Origin of the sequence: Ruegeria meonggei (assembly GCF_900172215.1) — a bacterium.
Classification (GTDB): domain Bacteria; phylum Pseudomonadota; class Alphaproteobacteria; order Rhodobacterales; family Rhodobacteraceae; genus Ruegeria; species Ruegeria meonggei.
The window spans coordinates 217,508-244,216 of sequence record NZ_FWFP01000004.1 but is presented as its reverse complement, the minus strand read 5'-3'; the positions used below and the strand labels follow the sequence as shown (position 1 = coordinate 244,216).

Genomic DNA, 26,709 nt, shown 5'->3' with positions numbered 1-26,709 from the left:
AATGTTGACTGGAAAACACCTGATTGCTGGGGAATGGGTAAGCGCAGAGGCTACGTTTGCCTCAGACCCCGCGCACGGGACCAGCCACGATTTTGCAATCGGCACAAAGGCCCACGTGGGTGCGGCGGCAAAAGCAGCAGAAGAGGCGTTCACCTCATTCGGATGGTCCTCCCGTTCCGAGCGTGCAGCGCTGTTGCGCAGGATTGCTGACGAGATCGATGCGCGTGGTGACGCCATCACTGAGATCGGAACCCAGGAGACCGGACTGCCCGACGCCCGCTTGCAGGGTGAGCGGGGACGCACTGTGGGTCAACTGCGCCTGTTTGCCGATCACATCGAACAAGGGGACTATCTGGATCAACGCCACGACCCGGCCTTGCCGGAGCGCGCGCCCCTGCCCCGCCCGGATCTGCGCATGATACAGCGCCCCTTGGGCCCGGTCGCCGTGTTCGGGGCATCGAATTTTCCTTTGGCCTTCTCGGTTGCAGGGGGGGATACCGCTGCGGCCCTAGCCGCAGGATGTCCGGTAGTGGCCAAAGGGCACCCCGCCCATCCCGGCACGGGTGAGATCGTCGCTCAGGCAATTGATGCGGCGGTGAAGGCAACGGGTGTTCATCCCGGCGTGTTTTCACTGGTGCAGGGCGGCAATCTTGAGGTCGGCGCTTCACTGGTACAGCATCCACTGATCCGCGCAGTGGGCTTTACAGGTAGCCTTGCCGGTGGCCGCGCATTGTTCGATTTGTGCGCCCGGCGCGATGAACCCATTCCGTTTTTCGGCGAGCTTGGGTCGGTCAATCCGATGTTCCTGTTGCCACAAGCCACCGCTGCACGCGGGGCGGAAATTGGCGCCGGTTGGGCCGGATCCCTGACCATGGGCGCAGGCCAGTTCTGCACCAACCCGGGGATCGCCGTAGTGATCGACGGCCCGGATGCGGATGCCTTCCAATCTGCGACTGAGGCCGGTCTGGCCGCAATTGCCGATCAAACCATGCTGACCGACGGTATTGCGGATGCCTATCGCAATGGTGTGGCGCGTGTTGCTGCGGGCACAGGAGTGACCCAAGTGATGGGCACCAGTTGTGACACTCGCGCTGCAGCCCCTTACTTGTTCACCGTCTTAGGGGATGACTGGCTGGCCGATCACAAACTGCAGGAAGAGGTGTTTGGCCCGCTTGGGATCGTCGTGCGCGTGCGCGATGCGGATCAGATGTTTCAGATAGCCCGGGCAATCGAAGGCCAGCTGACCTGTACCCTGCATCTGGACAAGGGCGACAAACCGATGGCCCAGTCATTGCTGCCGCTTCTTGAACGCAAGGCTGGACGCCTTTTGGCCAACAGTTTTCCTACTGGAGTCGAGGTCAGCGACAGCATGGTGCACGGTGGCCCTTACCCGGCCTCAACCAACTTCGGCGCTACATCCGTAGGCACCCTGTCGATCCGGCGTTTCTTGCGCCCCGTCTGCTATCAGGACATCCCGGCGGACTTGCTGCCGGAAAAGCTGTGAGGCACCATATGACCAACTCCACCCAATCCAATCGCCTGTCCGGTAAAACCGCTCTGATCACCGCTGCGGGTCAGGGCATCGGCCGAGCCACGGCAGAGCTGTTTGCAGCCGAAGGCGCGCAGGTCATCGCCAGTGACATCAATCAGACGGCCCTGGCCGAGTTAGATGTGGTTAACGGCATCCAAACATTGAAACTGGACGTCACCGACGCCGCGGCTGTTCAGTCTGCAGTGGCCGAAATGCCGCCGCTGGACGTGCTGTTCAACTGTGCCGGCTATGTCGCGAGTGGTTCGATATTGGAGTGTGACGAAGACGCTTGGGACTTTAGCTTTAACCTTAACGTGAAGGCGATGTATCGGCTGATCCGTCTGACATTGCCGGGAATGCTGGCCAAAGGGGGTGGCTCAATCATTAATATGTCGTCGGTGGCCTCGTCGATGAAGGGCGTGCCAAATCGTTTCGCCTATTGCGCCTCAAAGGCGGCGGTACTGGGGCTCACCAAATCCGTGTCGGCGGATTTCGTCACCCAAGGCATTCGGTGCAACGCGATCTGTCCTGGAACAGTCGACAGCCCCAGTTTGCATGACCGTCTGCGCGCGACTGGCGATTATGACCAAGCCATGGTTGATTTCATCGCACGCCAGCCGATGGGGCGGATTGGCACTGCGGATGAGATCGCCGAGCTTGCGCTGTATCTGGCCAGTGACGCCAGCAAATACACAACTGGTCAGCCTTTTGCCATCGACGGCGGCTGGACTATCTGAGTTGAAAGGGAAGACGAAATGAAGCTTTTACGCTATGGACCGGTTGGCCTGGAAAAGCCCGGGGTGATGGACGACGATGCCAACATCCGCGATTTGTCGCGCGTGGTCAGCGATATCTCGGGGGCGATGCTGGGCCAGGACAACCTGGCACAGTTGCAGGGGGTGGACCTTGAGGCACTGCCGATTGTCGAAGGCAATCCCCGCATTGGCGCCTGCGTCGGTCAGGTGGGTAAATTTGTCTGCATCGGTCTGAACTATGCGGACCACGCAGCGGAAAGCGGTTTGGAACTGCCAGAAGAACCGGTAGTTTTCTTTAAGGCAACCTCGGCGATCATGGGGCCCAATGACGCGGTCGAAATCCCGCGCGGCTCTGTCAAGACCGATTGGGAGGTCGAGCTGGGCATCGTGATAGGCAAGGAAACAAAATACGTCTCTGAAGAGGACGCGCTGGACCACGTTGCCGGATATTGCGTGGTCAATGACCTGTCCGAGCGTGACTTTCAGCTGCACCGCTCGGGCCAGTGGGTCAAAGGGAAATCCGCGGATACCTTCGGTCCAATCGGCCCGTGGCTGGTGACCCGGGATGAGGTCGGCGATCCACAGGCCCTGCCGATGTATCTGGAGGTAAACGGCCACAGGTACCAGGACGGATCAACCAGCACGATGCATTTTGGCGTCGCCACGATCGTTTCGCACTTGTCGCAGTTCATGTCGCTGCAGCCGGGTGACGTGATCTCGACCGGGACACCTCCGGGCGTGGGGATGGGGCAAAACCCGCAAACCTATTTGAAGCCGGGCGACAAGATTGAGCTGGGAATTCAAGGGTTGGGCGTACAGCGACAGGAGGTTGTGCAGGGCTAAACCCCTTCGCCAGAGCCTTCGATCTGACATTCAGGACCCCGGGTTGACTGCCAATCCGGGGTCTTTTTGTAGCGGGGTGTCAGGCCCAGGTTACGATATCCGACATCTCGCGACGCGTTTTAGGGAACATCGGCCCATCTGCGCGATAGCCAAACGCAACCATGACGGCGGGTTTGTAGACGCGCGTGTCGATACCGAACTCCGTGCGCAGAACGGCTTCGGTCTTGTCGAGTTCAAATCCTTCGATCGGGCAGGAATCGATCCCCATCAGTGCCCCGGCAGTCATCATGTTGCCCAGCACGATATAGGCCTGACGTGCGGCCCATTGGGTGATGTGCGCATCGGTTTCCAAATGGAAATCGCTGTCCTGAAACTTGCTATACGCCCCGTGGATCATTTCGACAACGTCTTCGGGCAGTTGTTTGACCTCGCGATTGTGTTTGGCCAGATACTCTGACCCTGCTTTCATGGTTGCACCGGTATGGGACAGGACGATCACATAGTGGCTCGCGGTTCCCAACTGGCCCGCGGTTCCATTGCTGGCCCCATTTGCACCCCAGGTGAAGTCGCGAAACAACGCGCGTTTTTCTGGCGACTGGACGATCAAAAGCTGGAAGGGTTCGGTGCCGAAGGACGTCGGAGACAGGCGGGCTGCGTCCAGAATAGTGTTGAACTCGCTGTTCGGAATTTTGCGGTCAGGGTCAAAAACCTTGGCTGCGTGGCGAAAGTTGAAGGCATCGATGATCTGGGTCTAAACATCGTGGTTGTCGATGAGGTCTTTCATGGGAATGGGCTCCGGTTCGTTGATGAACCGTACCTAAGATTGTCGGCCCGTCGCCACTATCTACGGCTTTCGACAATGATTATCCCGCCCTTCAAAAGAATGGCTCAGATCAGATCGGCATAGCAGGCTTTGTTGGTCTCAATGATGCGGGCGCGCATGAAGTCGAGGAACGCTTTGACGCGCGCGTGCATCAAACGACCAGGCGGGCGCACCGCCCAGATTTTGGAATCTGACAAATCGCGCATCTGGGGCAGAACTGGAACCAGCCGCCCGGCGCGGATGTGCTCTCCGGTCTGCCAGAGCGAGGCCTTGCCGATACCCAATCCCGCCAGTGTCCAATCGACGATCGCGTCACCAAGGCTGACGGTTACAGGCCCGGACACCCGGACATCGTGCATGGTTTCAGACCGGTCAATCAGGTGCCAGATCTCTCGGGGCTGCATGGTCCGGCAGGCGTGGTCGGTCAGGTCCGCTGGTGATTGCGGGATGCCCGCGCGCTGCAGATACTTTGGCGATGCCACCAGCATGCGGGGATCATCATCCAGCTTTTGCGCCAGCAAGCTGGACGGGCCCAGATCGCCAATGCGGAAGGCCAGATCATAGCCCTGTTCAACAATGTCAATCACCGTGTCGGTCAGGTTCAGGTCCAGCTGGACATGAGGGTAGAGGCCCAGAAAATCGGGCACAAACGGTACGATATGAGACCGACCAAAAGACGCTGAGGCCGTGACCCGCAGCTTTCCCGAGACAGTCCCCGAAGTGCGGGACAGAGCGGTGCGGGCATCCTCGATATCTTCGAGAATGTGTTTCGCGTGATCCAGAAACAGTTCTCCGTCCGGGGTCAGAGAAATGGCGCGCGTAGTCCGGTTCAGCAGCTTGACGTCCAACTCTGACTCCAACGCCTGCAGGCGTTGCGACGTGTTTGTCGCCGAAAACCCGAACTCGGCCCCTGCCCGCCCGATAGCCCCCAAAGTGGCCACACGGACGAACAGTTGAAGGTTTTTCAGATCAAAAGACATGGGCCTTGGGATAATACGGAATTCTCGCCTGCGCCAGCCTACGTCGTTACCCGCGGCCAAGGCAGCGATTAAGTCTTGGCGTTTTTGAAGAACTTCATCGCTTTGATCACACCTTCCTTGACGCCATTGCCACTGTCCTTGAGGCCAGTAAACGGAGACATCTCGATGCGATAGCCGGGCTGTTCCCAGATGTTGCAGGTGTCCACGTCCAGCCCGTTGATAGAGGCATTCGCCCGGTTCAGATCGTTGTTGCCCGACGCCAGGCCGAAATCGGTCGAGTTTGAATTAGCCATGACCTCTGGGTCATTGTCGGGCACCCTAACGATGGGACCAAAGGGTTCCTCCATCACCAGAACGCTGTTCTGGGGCACTTTGTCGATCACAATCGGCAGCAAGGCCCCCTGACGACCGGGATGAAAGAGGATTTCAGCGCCCTGGTCATAGATCACGCAGCCCAGTTGCGTGCCGGGGTCCTGCGGATCACCAAACCTGATTGCCTCGGCTTTTTCCAACACCAACGGGACAATCTTATCGGCGACGCTGTCCTGAACCAGAATACGTTTGATCGCCGTGCGACGCTGGCCTCGGCAATGGTCGTGGCCTTGCCCAGATCAGCATCGCTGAGGTCATAGAGAATGATCAGAGGGTCATTACCGCCCAGCTCAAGCGCTTGACGTTTATAGACCGCCTTTTCAGCGATCACCTTACCGACAGGCACGCTCCAGGTGAAGGTGCTGATGTCGATGTTATCATTGGTGATCGTCTCACCACCGATGTCTTGCGGCCATCCGGTGACAACCTGGAACACCTTGGGCGGCAGACCGGCCTAGTACAGGATATCAGCCAGGGTCAGCGCGGTTGGTTTGCACACCATACTGTTATTGGCCGCAATCGACGGCGCGAACTTATGGCTGACCATGTTCAGCGGGTGGTTGAAGGGTGTGATTGCGCTGATGGCTTTGACCGGCTCGCGCTCGGTGAAATTCTTACGCTCTTTGCCGTTATCGGCCAGGTCGCAGGAAAAAATCTCACCGTCATCTTTCAGCGCCTCGGCAACGGCGAATTGGTAAACATCCTGCGCGCCTGATCTCGTAAATCGCGTGCTGGTGGCAGATGCCCAGCTCCAGCGTTAGCCATTTCGCCAGAAACTCGCGCTTTTCCCAGATCAGCTCGCCTGCACGCTGCAGAATCTGGTTGCGTTCATTCCGGGTGATTTTTGGCGTGCAGCTGGCGGCAATCTCAAAGGTCTTGCGCGCGTGTTCTGTGGTGCCCGCCGGAACATAGCCCACAACCTTGTTGGTATAGGGGTAATGCACAGACTGTCTTTTCAATAAAAACACCTTCGCCGCCGATGCGCATCCCTGCGTTTCTGATCTCGGATTTGGGCTTGAAGTGATCCTTCATCGCCTATAGCGCCGCAGCTCTAGTTGCATAGAAAATGCGTCGAAGTTCCGCGGGTCCGGAGTGTTGCCCAGATCGCCGACACGGTTGACGATAAAGGGCACCTCTTGCTCGGTCAGGCCCCCATGGCCGCGCAAGGATTCCTTGAGGGTAGCCAGGTTGTGACGGTGTTCCGAGGTTCCGATGGTCATGTTCTCGCCCGAGATCATGACGATATCGCCGATGCGGTCAGCGGGCAGTTCAAACCGATTGATCACCTCTTCCTTGTCGATCACCAGGACCAAGTCGTCGATTGCGTCAAGCCTTGCCATGATTTCAGTTTTATCCGCATCTTCGGGCAGATAGACTGTGGCAAACGCACCCAACGCACCGTGGTGGACAACGTAAGAGTCGGTAATCGGCAGGATCACGCGGGCTTGATCTTTGCCTAGTCGCTCATCCATAAGATCCTGCGCATAGATCACATTCGGTTTTCCCTCGGCATTGTGTTTGGGCTTCATCCCATGATTGGTGGCACCAAGGTCGTCCAATTGCGCCAGATACTTGTCGAACATCGCAGGGAATTCCAGCGCGCATTGCTGCTCGGGGGCAAACTTGTGTTGAATGTGATCTGTGGTCGACAGATACATGATGCCCGGTCTGAATTCCCTCAGAAGCTTGACACCGACGGCAAGAACAAACTCGAACAGCTCAGCCAAGTATACCTCGGGCACGGGCATGCCCAGCCATCCGCTGGCAGTGTCGAGGCCATGTTCGGACTTGGCCGTCGCTCTAGAACGTTCCGGGGAAAAGGCTACAGCGCGCAACTTGTCTTTGGCCGTGACCATGGCCACGCGATAGCCCGCGACATGGAATTGCGAAAAGATGGTCGGCGCACGCAAAATGCGCACGTCGTTCATCATCACTTCTTCGCCACGGTCAGTGTCAATCAGGTAATTGCCGCAAGAGTTCAGTTTAGCCTAAGTGAATTCGTCTGTGGGTTCATCACGCTACTTTGGAATTTGCGATCTGGATCGCAGTTACTGGCCGCAATTTCGTGCAATTGCATTCATCGATCCAACAGATTGTTTGGATAATAACTATTGATCCATTCAATAGAAGCCGTGGATTATTTTTGTGCCCCGTCCTGCGCCCAGGAACGGCGGAAATTATGGGGGGAAATCTTGTAACGGCTGCGGAAATGTACTGACAGCCGGTCGGTGCTGGAAAATCCCGCAGCAAAGGCGATCTCGGATACGCTCAGATCGGTTTCGCTCAGCAGAGCAAAGGCGCGATCCAGCCTCAGGTTGTTATAGAACTGCCCCGGCGACATGTTGGTATGCTGCCGGAACAGGCGTTCCATATGGCGGCGGGAGAGTGAGGCCTGCTTAGCCACCGCCTCAAGGCTGAGGGGCGATTCAATGTAGTCTCGCATGATCTGCACGGCCTCGATCAGTTTGGCATTCCGCGTGCCCAAAACCGCTGAAACAGAAGATATCTGTTGGCTGTCGCTGTCCCCTGCCCGCCGATGCAGGCACATCTCGGATACGCTCACCGCCAGGGCGTTACCAAACATCTCTTCAATCACCTCAAGCATCATGTCCGTGCTGGCATGCCCGCCCCCGCATGTCCGAAGTTGCCCGTCGATTTCATAAAGGTTCTGCGATGGGACCATTGCCGAGAAGTTCTCACAAAAGCCGGGGCGGTTTTCCCAATGCACAGTGAAACGTTTGCTGCCGATAAGTCCGGCCTTCGCCAAGGCGAACGCGCCGGTGCAGATGCCGCCGAACTCGCAACCATGGGCTTTTTGGCGGCGGATCCAGTTCAAAACGGTGGGGTCGAGCGACGCCATGGGCTCTGTCCCGGAGCAGACGAAAGTGTATGCCTCTTTGCTCAGGTCGTGCATTTGATGGTCCACCTGAATGCCGATCCCGTTCGAACAGGTTACCGGAGCGCCGTCGGGCGACAAGACATACCATTCAAACAGCTGCTTTCTGGCCAGCTGGTTGGAAATGCGCAGCGGCTCAATCGCGGCGCTGAAGGCCAGCATGGTCGTTTTAGGCAACAGCAAAAAGTAAAAGGTCTTCGGCGGACCGTCATAAGGCACGTCAACAGAGATCGCGCCTTTAGGCAGAAATCGCTGACTGTCCATCTATTGGCTCCTTTCGATGTTGCACCGCCCCTGACCGGCCATCTCACTTATGGTTATTGAAACAAAAAACACCAAATTGATATCTCTGCATGCAAGGCCCTTGGAAATCACCCGCTCATTTTGTATTTTGGATACAAGTTTCCAGTACCCAAGGCGAACCGTATGCCCAGAACCCGCGCGATCCCCCGGCAAAGCCTGCCTGATGTTATCACAAATGATCTGCGTGAGCGGATCCTGAGTGGCGAAATGGCCGAGGGCGAGACCATCCGACAAGAAGCCCTGGCTGAGGACTATGATGTCTCGCGCATGCCGATCCGCGAGGCACTGAAGCGGTTGGATGCCGAAGGGCTGGTGCAGTTGACGAACAACCGGGGCGCGTCGGTCACCATGCATTCCCTGTCAGAGATCGGTGAGATCTTTGATCTGCGTGTCCTGCTGGAAGTGGATTTGTTCCAGCATGCGATCCCCCGGATGCGGAAAGCGGACTATGAAACATGCGAACGTATTCTGGACGAGATGGAGAAATCCTATGACGCTTATGACGTAGGACGTTGGGGCAGCATGAACTACGAGTATCATATGGCCTTGTATGCCGCAGCAGATCGCGGGCTGACGAACGAGATTCTGCAGCGCGTGAACCGGCAGTCTGACCGGTACGTCCGCATGCACCTGAGCGTGATGGAACAACGCGAACCAGCGAAGAAGGACCACCGACAATTGCTGTCACTGGCCCGTGCCGGACAAGTGCAGGATGCCTGTGACCTGCTGACCAAACACATCCGGCGCACCAAGGATCAATTGCTGGATATGGTTACCGCCACGCGAAACGCCGATTAGGTCAGTCCAGAGGATGCAGGCACGCAACCTGATGTGTGCCGCCGCTCAGCTCGGGAGGTGCTGCACGGCATTCCTCAGTTGCCAGCCAGCACCGTTGCGCAAACGCGCAGCCTTTTGGGATATTCATCGGTGACGGCAACTCACCTTCCAACTTGATCCGTTCTTTCCGCGCCCCGGGGTCAGCGCGTGGCGTCGTGGACAAAAGTGCCTTGGAATAGGGATGCCGGGGCGCTGCGAACAGCTGATCCTTGGGGGCCTTTTCAACCGCGCGACCCAGATACATGACGATCACATCATCGGCGAAGTGTTTTACGACCGACAGGTCATGCGAGATGAACAGATAAGCCAGGTTAAGGCGATCTTGTAATTCAACCAACAGGTTCAAGATCTGCGACTGGATCGAAACATCCAAAGCTGAGACCGGTTCGTCCAGCACCAGCACCCTGGGGTTCAGCATCAGTGCGCGTGCAATGGCGATCCGTTGCCGCTGTCCACCTGAGAACATATGTGGGTAGCGGTCGTAATGTTCCGGGCGCAGACCGACCAGTTCAATCAACTCGCGCGCGCGGGCTTCGCGATCGGCGGCTGACATGTCAGGGCGGTTGATGATCAGCGGTTCCTTGAGAATCTGCCCGATCCTCTGGCGCGGGTTAAGCGAGCCATAGGGATCCTGAAACACGATCTGAACCGTCTCGCGCATTTCGGCCCATTTCGATGGGGTGATGTCGACGCCGTTGATGGTCAGATTACCGGAGGTCGGCTCCTCGATCATCGTTACCACCCGTGCCAGGGTTGATTTCCCGCAGCCGGATTCCCCAACGATAGCCAGGGTCTTGCCCGGTTGCAGATCGAAATCCACACCGGACAGCGCCTTGACGGTCGCCGGTTTCGACAGCAATCCACCCTTGACGATGTAATGCCGGGCCAATGCACTGGCTTGTACGATGGGTGCGGTCATGCCAGTTCTCCGGCGGTTATCTGTTCGACATGGTGACACCGGGCTTTGCCAAACTGGGCGCTGTGCGGGGTCGGTGGCAGGCTTCTGCAAATATCATTCGCATGTTGGCATCTTGGGCTGAACAGACATCCTTTGGGCCGGTCGAACTGACCGGGTACTACGCCGGGGATGGTCGGCAGCATCTTGGATGTTGCCCGCTCGGGCAGCGCGTTGAGCAATGCCGTTGTATAAGGATGGCGCGGTGTGCGGAACAGGTCGGCGACAGGCTGTTCCTCGACCTTTTGGCCTGCATATTGAACCTGGACCCGTTCGGCGGTTTCCGCCACGACGCCCATGTCATGAGTGATCAGCACCAAGCCCATGCCCTGTTCATCGCGCAAGCGCAAAAGCAGGTCCAGAATCTGCGCCTGAATCGTTACGTCCAGGGCAGTTGTCGGCTCATCGGCGATCAACAGCTTAGGGGTACAGGCGATGGCCATTGCGATCATGACGCGCTGGTTCATCCCGCCCGACATCTGGTGTGGAAACGTTTTCAGACGGCTTTCGGGGGCCGGGATGCCGACCTGATCGAACAGCTCGATCGCGCGCTGGTGACGATCCTTACGGTTCAGGCCCAGATGGATGCGCAGGGCTTCTTTGATCTGGAAGCCAACTGTGAAACAGGGGTTCAGCGAGGACATCGGCTCCTGAAAGATCATCGCAATGTCCTTGCCGATGATCTTGCGACGTTCCCGGGCCGAAATTTTGGTAAGGTCGATGCCCTCAAAACTCAGCTGATCAGCGGTGATCGTGGCCGTCCAGGGCAGCAGCCCCATCAGCGCCAGCATCGACACGGACTTGCCCGAGCCGCTTTCGCCAACGATGGCCATCAGCTCACCTTTGTCGACAGAGAGGTCCACGCCGTCTACGGCGCGGAATTGTCCCGAAGCGGTGGCAAATTCAACCGTGAGGTTCCGGATTTCCAACAAGCTCATGGCGTCAGCTCCGCTTTAGTTTCGGGTCTAGCGCGTCGCGCAGACCGTCACCCATCAGGTTGATGGCCAGCACTGTGACCAGAATGGCCAGACCGGGGAAGGTTACCACCCACCATGCACGCAGAATGAATTCGCGCGCCTCGGCCAGCATGGTGCCCCATTCCGGTGTTGGCGGTTGCGCGCCCATACCCAGAAAGCCAAGCGCGGCGGCGTCCAGAATGGCCGTAGAAAACGACAGTGCCGCCTGCACGATGATCGGAGCCAGACAATTGGGCAGAACGGTTTTGAACATCAGCCGCGCCTTGCTGGCCCCGGCCACGCGGGCTGAGGTCACATAGTCTTTTTGCCGCTCAGACAGCACTGAGGCACGGGTCAAGCGCACGTAATGGGGCTGGAACACGATGGCGATGGCGATCATCGCGTTGGTCAAGGATGGCCCCAGAATAGCCACCAGAACCAGCGCGAGCAGCAGCGAAGGGAAAGACAGAATGATATCCATCACCCGCATGATCATAGTGTCGACCCACTTGGGTGCGAAACCGGATAGCAGGCCGACAATCACGCCGCCTGTCACTGCCACACAGACAACAACGATGCCGACAAAGAAGGAGTATCGCGATCCCATGATCAGCCGCGACAGCATATCCCGGCCCAGCGGATCGGTGCCCAGAGGGAAGGCCCAGCTGCCGCCTTGTTGCCATGCAGGGGGCTGCAATATGTGATTCCGGAATTGCTCGGTCGGATCATACGGCGCCAGTAAAGGTGCGAACGCGGCGCAGAATACAAATGCGGCAAAGACCCAAAGGCCCATCACTGCGCCGCGGTTTTCGCTGAAATAGAACCAGAACTCGCGCAGGGCGCTGGGACGGTCTTCGGTTTTGGGTGGGGTTGCGGACAGTTCAGCCATCACCGCCTCCGGATTTTGGGGTTGATGACGCCGTAAAGGACATCGACCAGCAGGTTTACCAGCATGACGATCACCGCAATCATCAGCAACCCGCCTTGCACCACCGGGTAATCGCGGCGGAAAATGCTGTCGACCATCCACTTGCCGATGCCCGGCCAGCTAAAGATCGTTTCGGTCAGGATCGCGCCCGCCAGCAGTGTTCCAACCGACAGGCCGATAACGGTGATCACCGGGATCAGAGCGTTGCGCAGCGCATGCAAACCGTTGATCCGCGACGGTGAAAGACCTTTGGCACGGGCGGTGCGGATATAATCCTCGCCCAGAACCTCAAGCATCGCAGAGCGCGTTTGACGCGCGATCACAGCGAGAGGGATGGTGCCCAAAACAATTGTTGGCAGGATCAAATGTCGTACAGCCGACTTAAATGCGCCTTCCTGTCCGGATAACAGGCTGTCGATCAGCATGAAGCCGGTTACGTCGGGGAAATAATATAGCAGATCAATCCGGCCCGAGACCGGCGTCCAGCCCAGATTGCCCGAAAACACAATGATCAATAGCAGCGCCCACCAGAAGATCGGCATCGAATACCCCACCAACGCCGAAGACATCAGAGCCCGGTCAAAGAACTTGCCCCGGTTTACGGCCGCGATCACACCGGCAGGCAGACCCAATGCAACAGCAAATATCATCGCACAGATCGACAGCTCCATCGTTGCGGGGAACAGGGCAAAGAACTCATCCCAGACCGGTTTTTTGGTGACAAAGCTTTCGCCCAGATCACCTTGCATCACGCCGGTCAGATAGTCCCAATATTGCTGCAGGACCGGTTTGTCGAAGCCAAGCTTTTCAACCAGCTCCTGATAGCGTTCCTCGGTCATGCCGCGTTCTCCGGCCATAACGATGATCGGGTCGCCCGGCAGGACCCGGATGAACATGAAGGAAATCAGCGTCACGCCCAGAAATGTCGGAATGAACATGCCGAGGCGTGTGAGAAAGTAGCCAAACATCAGCGACCTATTATTGTGAGATCTTTGGGAAAGCGGGTCAGAGACCGACAGCCGTCCTCGGTAACAAGCACGTCATCTTCTATGCGAACGCCGAAATTGTCCAGATCATAAAGGCCTGGCTCATTGGTCCAGACCATACCCGGAAGGATTTTCTGATCATTGCCGCGCATGATGTATGGGGCCTCGTGCACATCGCGGCCCAGCCCATGACCGGTCTTGGTACGGATGCGATCGGCATAGGGCGAGGCTTCGAGCACGCCGATCACCGCGTCGTCAATATCATGGGCGGTTGTGCCAGGGCGACAGGCCTCGAACCCGGCCAGATTGGCGCGCAGCACGGTGTCATAGACCGCCCTGCCCTCGTCCGAGGCTTCTTCGACAAAAAAGGTCCGCGTGATATCGGCGGCAAACCCGTGTTTGCGGGCACCAAAATCGAACAAAAGCGCGTCGCCCGGTTTGATCTGGTAGTCCTCGCGTGCCGTGCCATGTGGTTGCGCCGAGTTGTCACCCGCCGCCACGATAGGCGAAAACGCCAGCGAGGCTGCACCTTCGGCAAACAGCGCCTGTATCAGCGCCTGTTCGACCTGTTTTTCTGTCTGGCCCACACGCACATCCGCGATCACGCGGTCCAGCGCGCGTTCCGAGATATCAATCGCCGTTTGCAGCGCCGCGATATCATCTTCGGTCTTGATGATGCGCAGGCCAGAAATTTCGCGCTCGGCGTCCACGATCCTCAGATCGGGCAGTGCGCGGGTAAAAGCTTTGGACACAAAGACTCGCATGACCTGCCCTTCGACGGCAAGTGAAGTCAGCGGCATATGTTCTGCAAGGGCAGAGAACGCGTCATCATAGCCGGTCTGATCGCGCCAGTCGAAGACGGCGCCGTCGAAACCAACCAGTGCCCACGAGCCCAGTTCAAGATTGGGCACAATTGCAGCCGGAGTCCCTTCGGCCGGTACCACGACCACGAAGGGCCGCTCGTGGCTCATGAATGGTTTTCCCAGCGCACGGGTGAAATTCGGGCCGGGCACAAGGGCCACGGCGTCTACTGACATGTCCTTTGCCAGGTGACGGTACTCGGACAAATCCGGCATTCAGGCCGACCTCCAAAAAAGAAACCGGAGCCGCCTGGTGGGCGGCTCCGGTCAGTGAGTGGTGGTTTATTCGACGCTCACACCATAAAAGATGTGGCCGCCCAGCGGGTGCACTTTGTAACCTTGCACCTTGTTGCTCATCGGCATGTAAACAACCGAATGCGCAATAGTTGCCCAAGGCGCCTGCTCTTTGAAGACGACTTGTGCCTCTTCATAAAGCTTGGTGCGCTCAGCCTGATCTGTGGACTGCTTGGCCTTCAGGATCAGGTCTTCGAAGGGCTCGTGGCACCACTGCGCGCGGTTCGAGGCTTCGCGACCGTCACAGCCCAGCAAAACCGCCAGGAAGTTGTCTGGATCGCCGTTGTCGCCGGTCCAGCCCAGCAGAACCGCACCATCCCGGTTCAGTTCTTTTGACCGCGACAAGTATTCGCCCCATTCATAGGACACGATCTCAACATCCACTCCGACCTTGGCGAAATCCGCCTGGATCAGTTCTGCCATACGGCGTGCGTTCGGGTTGTAAGGACGCTGCACTGGCATCGCCCAGACCTTCATCGACAGGTCGGTCACGCCTTCTGCTTCCAGCATGGCCTTGGCGGCTTCGGGATCATAAGCATCGTCAGTGATCGCGTCGTTATAGCCCCACATTGTCGGCGGGATCGGGTTCTTGGCCACTTGCCCTGAGCCCTGGAACACAACATCGATGATTGCGTTCTTGTCGATCGCCATGTTCAGCGCTTTGCGGACATTGGGGTTGTCGAAAGGCTCCATGGTGGTGTTGTAGGCCAGATAGCCCACGTTCAGGCCTTCTTGCTCCAGCATGTTGATGTCGGCGTCATCCTGCATCGCCTGAATATCGGCGGGGTTCGGATAAGGCATGATGTGGCATTCGCCGGCTTTCAGCTTTTGATAGCGCACCGAAGCGTCCGGTGTGATCGCAAAGATTAGGTTGTCAACGTCAGCAGGCGCCTTCCAGTAATCGCCGTTGTTGGCGTAACGGATCACCGCGTCCTTCTGATAAGCCACGAACGAGAACGGGCCGGTGCCGATTGGCGCGGTGTTCAGCTTTTCAGGTGTGCCCGCTTCCATCATCGCGTCGGCATATTCTGCCGACAGGATTGAAGCGAAATCCATCGCCATGTTGGCCACGAACGGGGCCTCGGGCTTGGAAAGCTTGAATTTCACAGTGTAGTCGTCAACTTTTTCGATGGACTCAACCAGATCCGGCATACCCATGCCCTGGAAGTATTCCCATGTGCCACCAGAAACCTGGTTGAAGGGGTGTCCTTCGTCCTTCTGGCGCATGAACGAAAAGATCACGTCATCGGCGTTAAAGTCACGGGTCGGGGTGAATTCGTCATTCGAATGGAATTTGACGCCCTGACGCAGCTTGAATGTGTATTCCAGACCATCATCGCTGGCCTCGACGCTTTCGGCCAAACCGGGGATCACGTTGGTTGTGCCGGTCTCAAATTCAAGCAAGCGGTTATAGATCGGGTGCGAAGACGCATCAAAGGTTGTGCCAGCCGTGAACAGCGCCGGGTCAAACCCTTCGGGCGATCCTTCGGAGCAATAGACCAGCGTATTTGCTTGTGCCGCAGCGCCCGATAAGGCGATCGCAGCAGTTGCGGCCATTAATTTCAGTTTCATGAGTATCTCCCAGAAATGTTTTTTTCAGACATTCGCGTTGCTCATTTTGGCCAGAGCAATCTTTGGCGACTCTCGCCGCCGCGACATCCCTGCCCAATGTATCCAAAATACAAAATCCATTGTCAACTGACTTCCCGAACCTACCACAGTCTCGTCTGCCAGTGATTTGGGTACACTCTCACGTTGAGAGTTTTGCGGGCGCTGAGCAAGTGCATAATGTGAATACGCCTGTCGCCCGTGCGGCACACTGTAGTTCCAAAGACAAAGTCAGCTGTGCCGAAAAGGGCCTGGCACCTTTCCCATGCGGGTATTGGCCTGAGATCACAGGGCAAAGGTCGGGGCACCACCGCGGGTGGATTTCCAGTTTGTGGGGCCCAATTCGATCCAGCAACGAGCGTGTGGCTGCACCCAGATCACGCAGATACCCCGGAGCATTGACGGCACAAACTTCTGGGGCCAGTTGTCGCGTTTGGCCTGTTCTGCCGCCAAGGCCGAGATTATGGCGCAGTCATCCGCATGACGGATATGCCGTCACCCTGCAGGGAGTGATGCTTTGGGAAATCACGGACATACGCGTGCGCATCCGGCACTACGTGCCGCTCGGTGAAACCACCATTTTGACCAAATTCCTCCGGGCATGGACCGTCCGGGTGAAAGCTGATCAGTCTCAATATCCAGCCACTTTTTTTGTCGATTGGTCTGGTTTGTGCGTGCAAAAGTTTAGAACAGACTCAGACGCCGTAGCGGGCCATGAACATGTCTACGGCCTGCAAAGCGATCGCATCAATTTCGGATTTCTCAAAACTTGTTTGAATTCCAAATGCTGCACGGGGCCAAATTCTGACTTTGCACAGTTCCGAGAATTGTTCCGCTGCAATGTGGACGTCTTCGATTGCCAGCTCACCTTTTTTGACAGCCTTTTCCAGGTATTCTGCCATTTGTCGCTGACCATTCTGCGGCCCGGCTTCGTAAAAGGCTTTGCCAAGTTCGGGGAACCTGTCCCGCTCGGCCACGCAGATCCTGAACACCTGTTGCGCGAATTCAGAGACCAGAAAGGCGGTCAGCTGAGTCGCGGCAATTGTCAGAACCTCACGGGCAGGCTTGCTGTCGTCGATCATGGCAATGACATTTTCCGCCATTCGCTTACACTCGGTTTGAGCGACTTCCATGAACAACAGGCGCTTGTCAGGGAAGTAGCTGTACAGCGTCGCCTTCGAGACCCCCGCCGCGCGGGCTATGTCATCCACACTTGCGCCTTCGAACCCATCTGCCATGAAAACTTCTCGGGCGCCGCGCAAAACCTGATCGAATTTGCGGCCCGTTCGTAGAATGGCGGCGGCTTGGGTCATGACCTCTCCTTTGATAGATGATTAGCTGAAACTATAAACCGATCAGTTCAGATACAACGATTCTCATGTGTTCCGACCCATCGTAACTTTGCTTTTCGATCATTTTATTGTCAGAAACTGCCCTCTCAGGTCAGACAATGAACGGTTAATCCGAGTTGCCCGACTTGGCCTTGCGGCCCGTGAAAACCCTGTTAACTGTTTGCGCATGGTCGATATCTTTCTGCGCACGCTTCCTTTTTTTGCAATTATCGGCTTGGGCTATTGGGCCGGTCGCAGTCGGTTTTTTTCCGAAGACGCCACCGCATATCTAACCAAGTTCGTTTTTTTCTTTGCGCTGTCGGCTATGTTGTTCCGCTTTGCCGCGACGTTGCCGTTTGCCGAGATTTTCAACGGTCGGCTGGTGTTTGGGTACCTGTTAGGCACCGTGGTTGTTTATACGCTGGCAACTCTGGTGGCGTGGCTACGTGGTCTCGAAATTCCTACTGCCGCAGTCGAGGCGCAATGCGCGGCGATTGGCAATGTAGGTTTCCTCGGCTTGCCGATGCTGGCTCTGCTGTTTTCTGAGGCCGCGATTGGCCCCGTGATGCTGGTGTTGACGGTTGATCTCGTCGTGTTTTCTTCGCTGATTGTCATTTTGATCAATGGCGGGCGCGACGGGCGACTAACCCCGGCCACATTCCGGTTGATTGGGTTGGGCTTGTTGAAAAACCCGATGATCGTCTCGATTTCCGCAGGAATGCTTTGGTCTGCACTGCAGGTTCCGGTCCCTACGCCGTTGAATGATTTTCTGACAATTCTCGGCGGTGCGGCCACACCGGGGGCTTTATTCGCAATCGGGGCGTCGCTGGCCAGCAAATCAGCCGAGCGGGTACAGATCGCCGCGTGGCTGAGTTTCTGCAAACTTGTCATCCACCCCATCTGTGTTGCCGTCGCTTTGATCTGGATTATTCCGATAGAAACCTTCCCTGCCACTGTTGCGATTGCTGCAGCAGCGCTGCCTGTGGCTGGCAATGTCTATATGCTGGCCGCGCATTACGGCGTGGCACCGCACCGGGCTTCGGCAGCGATCCTGTTGTCCACAGCTGCCAGCATTCTGACGGTACCTTTCGTCATCGCGTGGGTCGGCACAACCTGACTTGCGGAAATTACGCCTGTCAGAGGCTCTCGGACTTTACGTCAGGGACCCGGGCCGTTAGCCATGTCGCACCATAAAGCGAAGGATGATGCCTGATGGAAACCCTCTCGGAGAATGCATGTTTTGGTGGTGTGCAAGGCGTGTATCGCCATGCGTCAACCGCGTGCCAGTGCGATATGACTTTTGGTCTGTTTCTGCCGGCCGAGGCCAAGGACGGCCCGGTTCCAGTGCTGTGGTATCTGTCCGGTCTGACCTGCACCCATGAAAACGCGATGACCAAAGCGGGCGCGCAGGCCTGGGCCGCAGAACAGGGCATTGCCGTAGTGTTCCCCGATACCTCACCACGCGGCGAAGGGGTGGCCGATCACGAAGATTACGATCTGGGACAAGGTGCCGGGTTCTATGTGAACGCCACGCAAACCCCCTGGGCACCGCATTTCAACATGTGGGACTATGTGGCAGAAGAGTTGCCCGCCTTGGTGACCCAGAACTTTGCCATTGATAGTGATCGTCAGGCGATCACCGGCCATTCGATGGGGGGGCACGGCGCGCTGAACATGGCGATGAATCTGCCGGGGCGTTTTAAGTCAGTCTCGGCATTTGCGCCATTCTCAAACCCGACCGGTGCGGATTGGGGGCGCAAGCAACTCAAGGCCTATCTGGGCACGGATGAGGCTGATTGGGCCAAACATGACGCTTCAATCCTGATGGCGGAAAAGGGGTTTGACGGGCCCGTCCTGATCGACACTGGTGCCAATGACCAGTTTATCGATCTTCTGCGCCCCGAAGCCCTGGCACAGGCAATCGCCATGCGCCGCCAACAGGCGATTTTCCGGCTGCAGCCCGGCTATGATCATTCGTATTACTTTGTGTCGACCTTCATGGAAGATCACATCACCTTCCACGCTGAGGCACTGTACGGAGACTGAGCCATGAGCGATTATGATTACGACCTGATTATCATCGGTTCCGGCCCTTCAGGTCGTTCGGCGGCCATTCAGGCGGGAAAGTTGAAGCGGCGCGTGCTGGTGATCGACCGCAAGGATCGGTTCGGCGGTGTCTCGGTTCATACCGGGACGATCCCCTCGAAAACCCTGCGTGAAACGGTTCTGAACCTGTCAGGCTGGCGCGAGCGCAGCTTTTACGGGCGCTCGTACCGGGTAAAAGACCAAATCCGGGCCGAGGATCTGAAAGCCCGCCTGCACATGACTTTGGACCATGAGGTCGACGTGCTGGAACATCAGTTCAACCGCAACCATGTTGAAACCCTGAACGGTCTGGCCAGATTTGTCGGCCCACACACCGTTGAAGTGGCCACGGATGCCGGGGAAACCACACGTCTGACAGCGGCCAAGTTTTTGATCGCCACGGGGACCAAGACCTACCGGCCCGATTATGTGCCGTTCAACGGCAAGACGGTTTTGGATGGTGACGATTTTCTGGAAATGGCGGAAATCCCACGATCTCTGGTGGTGATTGGTGCCGGGGTGATTGGGGTGGAATACGCCACCATGTTCTCAACCCTCGATGTTCGGGTCACCTTGATCGAGCCGCGCGATACTTTCCTGGACTTTATCGATACCCGTTTGATCCATGATTTCACCCATCAGATCCGCGAAAACGGCGTGGACCTGCGGTTGGGGTCGGCCGTTGAAAAAATCGAAGACGTTGGCGGGCATGTTGAGGTGACACTGGAAAACGGCCGCCATGTACGTGCGGAAATGCTGTTGTTTGCGGCCGGGCGGATGGGGGCGACCTCGGCACTGAACCTGGATGCGGTTGGTGTGGAAACGGACCATCGCAACCGGATCGACGTGGACCGCAAAACCTATCAGACTGCGGTACCGCATATCTATGCCACCGGTGATGTGATCGGGCATCCGTCGCTGGCGTCTACGTCTTTGCAACAGGGCCGCGTGGCCGCCTGTCATGCGCTGGAAACCCCGACCCTGCCAGAAAGCCCATGGTATCCCTATGGCATCTATTCGGTGCCCGAAATCTCAACCTGCGGCATGTCCGAAGAAGAGCTGCAAGAGCGCGGCATTCCCTATGAGGTTGGTGTGGCCAGGTTCCGCGAAACTTCTCGCGGGCATATCATGGGATTAGAGCATGGCATGCTGAAGATGCTGTTTTCGCTGAAAACCCGTCGTGTACTTGGGGTGCAGATCGTGGGTGAAGGCGCGACAGAGCTGATCCATATCGCTCAGGCGGTTCTGAACCTGAAAGGCACTGTCGATTACTTTGTACAGAACACCTTCAACTACCCGACACTGGCCGAGGCCTATAAGATCGCCGGTCTGGACGCGTTCAACCGGATGCCAATCCCGGAAGAATTCAAGGTGCGTAAGAAGCCACCTGAAAAACAGGCAAAAAAGGCGTGACGACGCTTTTCATTGATGGCGACGCCTGCCCTGTAAAGGCCGAAGCGGAGCGTGTGGCCACCCGTCACAAAGTGGCGATGGCATTGGTGTCGAACGGGGGATTGCGGCCATCGCCGAACCCTTTGGTGCAGGTTGTCATCGTGGCCGAAGGGGCGGATGAGGCAGATAAATGGATAGCGGATCGCTGCGGGACCGGAGACGTGGTAGTGACATCCGATATCCCTCTGGCTGCGAAATGCGTTGAGGCGGGCGCGTGCGTTCTGCGTCCAAACGGAGAGGCTTTTACGGCGGCCAATATCGGACAACAATTGGCGATGCGTGATTTGATGGCCGATCTGCGGGCCGCTAATCCGCTGGGTGCCGGTGGCGGAGGTAAGCCGTTCGGTAAAGCTGATCGCTCCCGATTTCTGGACGCGCTGGAGCGGGAGTTGCGGGCCGCGCTGCGCAAGTAAGGCTCCCGCTCGTCGAAGACGCATCAAAGATGCGCCACCTCCGGTTGGGCCAGGCAGCGCTGCGCGCTGCGGTTAGGACCTTGTAAATTCCGACCGGGATTGGTTCAGTCACCGGCAACAGGGATTGTGAGAACGGGAAATACCCATGCCGATTGAAGCCGTTGTTTTTGATATTGGAAATGTCCTGATCGAGTGGCAGCCAGAACGCTATTACGACAAAGTGATTGGCGAAGATCGTCGCCGGGCCATGTTTGCCGAGGTGGATCTGCACGGGATGAACGACCTTGTCGATCAGGGGCATCATTTCACCGATACAATCTATAACTGGGCCGAGAAGTACCCGGAGTGGCGCGACGAAATCCGCATGTGGCATGATAATTGGATTGAGTTGGCGGCCCCGGAAATTCCCCACTCTGTACGGTTGCAACGGGCCTTGCGCGACAAGCGTATTCCGGTATTTGCGCTGACCAATTTCGGGGTGCAGAATTTCGATTATGCCACCACGGTCTATCCGTTTCTAAACGAATTTGACCGTCAGTATGTCTCTGGCCGTATGAAACTAGTGAAGCCTCATGTGCCAATTTATGAGATGGTCGAAGCCGATTGTGGCGTGCCGCCCGAGCGGTTGCTGTTTACCGATGACCGGATCGACAACATCGAAACCGCGCGGGCGCGAGGCTGGCAGACGCATCATTTCACCGGCGCTCAGGGATGGGCAGATCGGCTGGTGTCTGACGGTTTGCTGACGCGGGGCGAAGCCGTCTAGCTTAGGTGGCGATGGGGGCTGACCTGTATTCGCGGATGGGCAGGTGGACGATGGCGCTAAAGGCTCCGATTGCGACGCCGATCCACCAGACCGTGGTGTAATCGCCGTATTGGTCATACATCCGCCCGCCCAGCCAGACGCCCAGGAAGCTGCCGACCTGATGGCTAAAGAAGATGATGCCATAGAGCGTGCCCATATAGCGCAGGCCATAAAGATGCGCGACCAGGCCTGAGGTAAGCGGCACCGTGGCCAGCCAGAGCGAGCCCATCACCAGTGAAAACACGATAACCGAAAGCGGTGTGATCGGGAACACGATGAACGCAGCGGCCGCCAGTGTTCGGGCGGTATAGATGGCAGCCAGCAGGTATTTCTTGGGAAAGTGGTTGCCAGCCCAGCCCGCCAGAAGTGTTCCACCGATATTGGCCAGGCCGATCAAGGAAATCGAGACCGCGCCTAGTGCAGAGGTTGATGTGATCCCGATCGAATGTAAAACGCCGCCCGGTTGAATTGGACCGCACATCTCGGTCACGAAGGCTGGGAAGTGGGCGGTGATAAAACCCAATTGGTAACCGCAGCTGAAAAACCCCAGGAAGATCAGTGTGTAGGACGGGTCCCGGAACGCTCTACCCAGGATTTGGCTCATGCTTTCTTCTTGCTCTGCCCGGCTGATCGCTTGCGGCGCGCGCATAAACGGCAGTGTCAGGATCATTGCCAGAATTGCGATGGCAAAGACGATGAACACCTGTTGCCAGGGCAGAAATGTCAGCATCCATTCCGCGGTGGGGGCGCCCAGGACCTGTCCGAAACTGCCTGCTGCTGTGACAATAGCCAGTGACATGGATCGGTTTGCGTCCGACGAGGCCCGGCCCACTACGGCCAGGATCACGCCGAACCCGGTTCCTGCGATACCAAACCCGACCAGCCACGCGTACATCTGATGTTCGAACGGTGTGACAGACCACGCCGACAGAACCATACCTGCGGCATAAACCAGTGCGCCCAAAACAATGGCGCGTCGGTCACCGACCTTTTCAGCGATGGCGCCAAAGATGGGCTGACCGATGCCCCAGGCCAGGTTCTGGATTGCAATCGCCATCGAGAAATCAGAGCGCAGCCAGCCGAATTCGTCCGCGATGGGTATCTGGAACACACCAAAAGATCCGCGCACCGCGAAATTGACCGTGATGATAACGCAGCCAACGATCAGGATCGGGTTCAGAAGACGGACGGATTGGGGCATTATGACCTCTGGGAATTTCTGTCCTGACGTTATCCCGATTGTGCTCGGCGTCAATTCAGGAGTTTTGCCCTTTGGGATCAGCAAAATTGATGTGACACCAACAAGGCGGGTTTTCAACGGGCAAGCCGGACGCTATGCCTCGGGTTATGACGGGTTTGATTTCGCACTATGACAGGCAGGTCGCCGACGGCACCCTGACCAGAGACGACGCGCAAGAGGCCGTTCTTCCCCAGTTCGAACGCATTCGCGCAGCTTTGGCCGAACCGGTCAAACGCGGCTTGTTTCGCAAGGCACCCCTACCGCCCAAGGGTCTGTACCTGTGGGGTGGTGTTGGACGCGGGAAGTCCATGTTGATGGATATGTTTGTCGATGGGCTGGGCGAAATCCCGGCGCGGCGTGTGCATTTCCATGCTTTCATGCAAGAAATCCACGCGAGTATGCACAAGGCCCGCAAGGACGGGGTTGAGGATGCGCTGGCCCCGGTTGCGGCTTCGGTCGTGAAATCGGTGCGGGTGTTGGCGTTTGACGAGATGCAGATCACCGATATCACCGATGCCATGATCGTGGGTCGGCTGTTTGACATGTTGCATGACGGTGGTGTGGTGGTGATCACGACCTCGAACCGTCACCCGGATGACCTTTACAAGGATGGGCTGAACCGGCAGCTGTTCCTGCCCTTCATCGCGCATATCAAGGAACAACTTGAGGTGTGGGAGCTGATCTCGCCCACTGATTACCGCCAGAACAGGTTGGAGGGTGCGCTGGTCTATTTCACGCCGATTGGGCCCGAAGCGCGGCAGAGTATTCGCAGCGTCTGGACCGATCTGGCAGGCGGTGCGGCCGAACCATTGATCCTTCAGGTCAACGGTCGTGCCGTGGAATTGCCCGCGTTTCGCAACGGGGTGGCCCGGGCGAATTTCTATGACCTGTGCGGGCGGATGCTGGGGCCTGCGGACTATCTGGCAATCGCAGAAGAAGTGAAAGTGCTGGTGTTGGAAGACGTTCCGCGCTTGTCCCGCAACAACTTCAATGAAGCCAAGCGCTTTGTCACGCTGATCGATGCGTTGTACGAAGCGAAAGTCCGGTTGATTTGTTCTGCGGCGGCTGAGCCCGAAATGCTGTATGTCGAAGGCGAAGGAACGTTTGAGTTTGAACGCACCGCATCACGGTTGCGGGAAATGCAGGATCAGGGCTGGGGTAAATAGGGGGCGCTGCCCCCGTCGCGCAGCGCGCGCCTCCCCTGGATATTTTGAGCCAGGTGAAGCTAGCTGTTTTCGCGCAAGATGTTGCCTGCCAGATAAAGCGAGCCGCAGATCAGAACCCGCGCTTGCGGATCTTTGTCGAGAATGGCTTGCAAAGCAGCGGCGACACTTTTGGCCGTCGCGGCGCTGAGACCGACTTGGGTCGCTGCTTTGGCAGTGTCTTCGGCACTTAACGTATTGGCCTCGCCGGGGATTGAAACCGCGGTCAGGCTGTCGACTTGCTTTGCGAGCGGGGCCAGATAGCCTGTAACATCCTTTGTGTTCAGCATACCGCAGATCATATGGGTGGGGCGTGCGGGCAGCTTGGTCAGCACGTCGGCCAAAGCACTGCCGGCGGCGGCGTTGTGACCTCCATCGAGCCACAATTCGGCCTGCCCTGCCTGATCGACCAGAGGGCCAGCTTTCAGCCGTTGCATACGGGCTTGCCATTCCGGTTTCGTCATTGCGGCCTCATACGCGTCGTCGCCCAGATCGAGGTGACGCAGAACCGCCAGAGCGGCCCCGGCGTTCTGAATCTGATGTGCGCCCAGCAGTTTGGGCAGCGGCAGATCCCGCAGGCCGGTTTCGTCCTGATAGACCAGACGGCCGTTTTCCTCGGTCACATGCCAATGCTGGCCATGGACCAGCAGCGGGGCGCCAAGGCGGGCGGCTGTGTATTCGATGACTTCCAGCGCCTCATCCTGTTGAGGGCCGACGATACAGGGAACGCCCGGTTTGATGATCCCCGCCTTTTCGGCGGCGATTTTGCCCAGCGTGTTGCCAAGAAACTGTTCGTGGTCGATAGAGATCGGCGTGATCACCGTCACGACAGGTTCGTGGACGACATTGGTTGCATCCAGACGACCGCCCAAGCCGACTTCAAGCAGAGTGAAGTCAGCCTGCGCACGCGCAAAGGCCAGCAGCGCGGCGCATGTCGTGATCTCAAAATAGGTGATGTTTTCGCCCCCATTGGCGGCGTAACATTCATCCAGAACGGCGCTGAGGTCGGGTTCTGATATTAGCGCACCGGCTAGGCGGATGCGTTCATGGAACCGTGCCAGATGGGGCGAGGTATAGGCATGTGCCGACAGCCCTGCCCCTTCGATCCCGGCGCGGATCATTGCCTGGGTCGAACCTTTACCGTTTGTTCCGGCAATATGGATCACGGGTGGCAGTTTTGTCTGCGGATTGTCCAGAGCCGCCAGCAAACGCCACACACGGTCCAAGGTCAGGTCAATGATCTTGGGATGCAGCGCCATCATCCGTTCCAGGATGCGGTCGGATGTCTGGGACGTCATGTCTTGCCCGGGTCCTCGGTCAGAGTTTCGGCCTTGGCGTCCTCGGGGTGTGGCGCAGGCAGATCGCCTTTGACCGCCGGCGGCTGGTTCATCAGCATGCGCGTGATGGTGATCAGTTCGTCCCGCATCTCGGTCCGTTTGGTCACCCGGTCCAGCATGCCGTGATCCAGCAGATATTCGGCGCGCTGGAAGCCCTCGGGCAGTTTTTCCCGTATGGTCTGTTCGATCACACGCGGCCCGGCAAAACAGATCAGCGCGTTGGGTTCTGAGATATGGACATCGCCCAGCATCGCATAAGACGCTGTCACCCCGCCCGTGGTCGGATGGGTCAGCACAACAATGTAAGGCAGATTGGCCTCTTTCAGCATCTCAACCGCAACAGTGGTGCGCGGCATTTGCATCAGGCTGAGGATGCCCTCCTGCATCCGCGCGCCACCGGCGGCTGAAAACAGGATCAGCGGGCGCTTTAGCTTTACCGCCTCTTGCGCAGCCGCGATGATGGCGTTGCCGACATACATGCCCATCGAGCCGCCCATGAACGAAAAATCCTGTGCGGCGGCCACAATTGGTGTGCGTCCGATCTCACCCTTCGCGACCAGCATCGCTTCTTTTTCGCCAGTGTTCTTCTGGGCGGTTTTCATCCGGTCAGGATATTTCTTCTGATCTCGAAATTGCAGCGGATCGTCCTTGGGTGCGGGAACCGAAACTTCGGTGAAAATTCCGCCATCAAAAAGGTGCGAAAACCGGTCGCGCGGCGTGATACCCATGTGATGATCGCACTGGGTGCAGACGTTCTGATTGTCGGCCAGTTCGCGGTGAAACAGCATCGTGCCGCATTCGTCGCACTTGTGCCAAAGGTTTTCAGGCACTTCCCGGCGCGAGAAGATCGAATTGATCCGGGGGCGGACGTAGTTTGTGATCCAGTTCATATCGGAACCTTGCTAGTGCGGCTTTGA

The 26,709-nt window shown here is 57.5% G+C and carries 24 protein-coding genes and 1 pseudogene; 10 read left to right on the top strand and 15 right to left on the bottom strand.

Annotated features, from left to right (window positions below; genetic code table 11):
* The first annotated feature begins 1 nt into the window (after position 1).
* Genes RUM8411_RS08345 through RUM8411_RS08335 form a run of 3 tightly spaced genes read left to right on the top strand, consistent with a single transcriptional unit; the run spans position 2 to position 3,129 of the window.
* Positions 2-1,504 (top strand): aldehyde dehydrogenase (NADP(+)), encoded by a 1,503-nt coding sequence (locus RUM8411_RS08345; protein WP_085822362.1) that lies wholly within the window; start codon positions 2-4, stop codon positions 1,502-1,504.
* An 8-nt stretch (positions 1,505-1,512) separates the two neighbouring features.
* Complete coding sequence (locus tag RUM8411_RS08340; protein WP_085822238.1) at positions 1,513-2,268, top strand: SDR family oxidoreductase; 756 nt, start codon at positions 1,513-1,515, stop codon at positions 2,266-2,268.
* A gap of 18 nt (positions 2,269-2,286) precedes the next feature.
* Positions 2,287-3,129, top strand: a complete 843-nt coding sequence (locus RUM8411_RS08335) for a fumarylacetoacetate hydrolase family protein (RefSeq protein WP_085822237.1) — start codon at positions 2,287-2,289, stop codon at positions 3,127-3,129.
* Between the two features lie 79 nt (positions 3,130-3,208).
* Here the strand turns inward: RUM8411_RS08335 and RUM8411_RS08330 are convergent, their stop codons facing one another.
* The 5 genes and pseudogenes from RUM8411_RS08330 to RUM8411_RS08310 form a co-directional block, all read right to left on the bottom strand.
* Positions 3,209-3,871 carry an NAD(P)H-dependent oxidoreductase gene (locus RUM8411_RS08330; RefSeq protein WP_268808352.1) on the bottom strand — a complete coding sequence of 221 codons (663 nt, stop codon included), beginning with the start codon at positions 3,869-3,871 and terminating at the stop codon, positions 3,209-3,211.
* Between the two features lie 146 nt (positions 3,872-4,017).
* Entirely contained in the window at positions 4,018-4,932 is a 915-nt protein-coding gene (locus RUM8411_RS08325; protein ID WP_085822236.1) for a LysR family transcriptional regulator, read from the bottom strand.
* Between the two features lie 68 nt (positions 4,933-5,000).
* Positions 5,001-6,221, bottom strand: a pseudogene (locus RUM8411_RS08320) (aldehyde dehydrogenase family protein).
* A gap of 111 nt (positions 6,222-6,332) precedes the next feature.
* Positions 6,333-7,232 carry an alkaline phosphatase family protein gene (locus tag RUM8411_RS08315; RefSeq protein ID WP_200818552.1) on the bottom strand — a complete coding sequence of 300 codons (900 nt, stop codon included), beginning with the start codon at positions 7,230-7,232 and terminating at the stop codon, positions 6,333-6,335.
* Between the two features lie 209 nt (positions 7,233-7,441).
* Positions 7,442-8,464 (bottom strand): GlxA family transcriptional regulator, encoded by a 1,023-nt coding sequence (locus RUM8411_RS08310; RefSeq protein WP_085822235.1) that lies wholly within the window; start codon positions 8,462-8,464, stop codon positions 7,442-7,444.
* Between the two features lie 162 nt (positions 8,465-8,626).
* On the opposite strand from RUM8411_RS08310, the gene RUM8411_RS08305 reads away from it, so the two are divergent.
* A complete protein-coding gene (locus RUM8411_RS08305) occupies positions 8,627-9,301 on the top strand; it encodes a GntR family transcriptional regulator (protein ID WP_085822234.1) in 675 nt (224 codons plus the stop codon).
* A gap of 1 nt (position 9,302) precedes the next feature.
* Here RUM8411_RS08305 and RUM8411_RS08300 read toward each other — a convergent pair whose 3' ends face one another.
* From RUM8411_RS08300 to RUM8411_RS08270, 7 genes are all read right to left on the bottom strand, one after another.
* Entirely contained in the window at positions 9,303-10,259 is a 957-nt protein-coding gene (locus RUM8411_RS08300) for an ABC transporter ATP-binding protein (protein ID WP_085822233.1), read from the bottom strand.
* Entirely contained in the window at positions 10,256-11,233 is a 978-nt protein-coding gene (locus RUM8411_RS08295; protein WP_085822232.1) for an ABC transporter ATP-binding protein, read from the bottom strand. Before RUM8411_RS08295 ends, RUM8411_RS08300 begins: the two co-directional genes overlap by 4 nt.
* A 4-nt stretch (positions 11,234-11,237) precedes the next feature.
* The gene (locus RUM8411_RS08290) at positions 11,238-12,140 is read right to left on the bottom strand and encodes an ABC transporter permease subunit (RefSeq protein WP_085822231.1); all 903 of its coding nucleotides are present in this window, start codon (positions 12,138-12,140) and stop codon (positions 11,238-11,240) included.
* Positions 12,140-13,147, bottom strand: coding sequence for an ABC transporter permease subunit (locus tag RUM8411_RS08285; protein ID WP_085822230.1), 1,008 nt, complete (start codon positions 13,145-13,147; stop codon positions 12,140-12,142). Before RUM8411_RS08285 ends, RUM8411_RS08290 begins: the two co-directional genes overlap by 1 nt.
* Complete coding sequence (locus tag RUM8411_RS08280; RefSeq protein ID WP_085822229.1) at positions 13,147-14,241, bottom strand: M24 family metallopeptidase; 1,095 nt, start codon at positions 14,239-14,241, stop codon at positions 13,147-13,149. Before RUM8411_RS08280 ends, RUM8411_RS08285 begins: the two co-directional genes overlap by 1 nt.
* Positions 14,242-14,307: 66 nt before the next feature.
* Positions 14,308-15,891: an ABC transporter substrate-binding protein gene (locus tag RUM8411_RS08275; RefSeq protein WP_085822228.1), complete on the bottom strand. Its 1,584-nt coding sequence runs from the start codon at positions 15,889-15,891 to the stop codon at positions 14,308-14,310.
* A gap of 731 nt (positions 15,892-16,622) precedes the next feature.
* Entirely contained in the window at positions 16,623-17,240 is a 618-nt protein-coding gene (locus RUM8411_RS08270; RefSeq protein WP_085822227.1) for a TetR/AcrR family transcriptional regulator, read from the bottom strand.
* 205 nt (positions 17,241-17,445) lie between these two features.
* On the opposite strand from RUM8411_RS08270, the gene RUM8411_RS08265 reads away from it, so the two are divergent.
* The 5 genes from RUM8411_RS08265 (at position 17,446) to RUM8411_RS08245 (ending at position 21,974) form a co-directional block, all read left to right on the top strand.
* Positions 17,446-18,375, top strand: coding sequence for an AEC family transporter (locus RUM8411_RS08265; protein WP_085822226.1), 930 nt, complete (start codon positions 17,446-17,448; stop codon positions 18,373-18,375).
* Positions 18,376-18,470: 95 nt separating this feature from the next.
* Positions 18,471-19,304 (top strand): S-formylglutathione hydrolase, encoded by an 834-nt coding sequence (gene fghA / locus RUM8411_RS08260; RefSeq protein ID WP_085822225.1) that lies wholly within the window; start codon positions 18,471-18,473, stop codon positions 19,302-19,304.
* A gap of 3 nt (positions 19,305-19,307) precedes the next feature.
* Entirely contained in the window at positions 19,308-20,756 is a 1,449-nt protein-coding gene (gene sthA / locus RUM8411_RS08255) for a Si-specific NAD(P)(+) transhydrogenase (RefSeq protein ID WP_085822224.1), read from the top strand.
* A complete protein-coding gene (locus RUM8411_RS08250) occupies positions 20,753-21,208 on the top strand; it encodes a YaiI/YqxD family protein (RefSeq protein ID WP_085822223.1) in 456 nt (151 codons plus the stop codon). The genes sthA and RUM8411_RS08250 overlap by 4 nt, the downstream gene beginning before the upstream one ends.
* 145 nt (positions 21,209-21,353) lie before the next feature.
* Positions 21,354-21,974 carry an HAD family hydrolase gene (locus tag RUM8411_RS08245; RefSeq protein ID WP_085822222.1) on the top strand — a complete coding sequence of 207 codons (621 nt, stop codon included), beginning with the start codon at positions 21,354-21,356 and terminating at the stop codon, positions 21,972-21,974.
* A 1-nt stretch (position 21,975) separates the two neighbouring features.
* On the opposite strand, the gene RUM8411_RS08240 is transcribed toward RUM8411_RS08245, so the two are convergent.
* On the bottom strand, positions 21,976-23,214 hold the full coding sequence (locus RUM8411_RS08240; protein WP_085822221.1) for an MFS transporter: 1,239 nt from the start codon (positions 23,212-23,214) through the stop codon (positions 21,976-21,978).
* 146 nt (positions 23,215-23,360) lie between these two features.
* Between RUM8411_RS08240 and zapE the strand changes: the two genes are divergently transcribed.
* Positions 23,361-24,419 carry a cell division protein ZapE gene (gene zapE / locus RUM8411_RS08235; protein ID WP_085822220.1) on the top strand — a complete coding sequence of 353 codons (1,059 nt, stop codon included), beginning with the start codon at positions 23,361-23,363 and terminating at the stop codon, positions 24,417-24,419.
* Between the two features lie 59 nt (positions 24,420-24,478).
* Here the strand turns inward: zapE and RUM8411_RS08230 are convergent, their stop codons facing one another.
* Both RUM8411_RS08230 and accD read right to left on the bottom strand, forming a co-directional pair.
* Positions 24,479-25,753 carry a bifunctional folylpolyglutamate synthase/dihydrofolate synthase gene (locus RUM8411_RS08230; RefSeq protein ID WP_085822219.1) on the bottom strand — a complete coding sequence of 425 codons (1,275 nt, stop codon included), beginning with the start codon at positions 25,751-25,753 and terminating at the stop codon, positions 24,479-24,481.
* Positions 25,750-26,682, bottom strand: a complete 933-nt coding sequence (gene accD, locus RUM8411_RS08225; protein ID WP_085822218.1) for an acetyl-CoA carboxylase, carboxyltransferase subunit beta — start codon at positions 26,680-26,682, stop codon at positions 25,750-25,752. The genes RUM8411_RS08230 and accD overlap by 4 nt, the downstream gene beginning before the upstream one ends.
* Between the last annotated feature and the right edge of the window lie 27 nt (positions 26,683-26,709).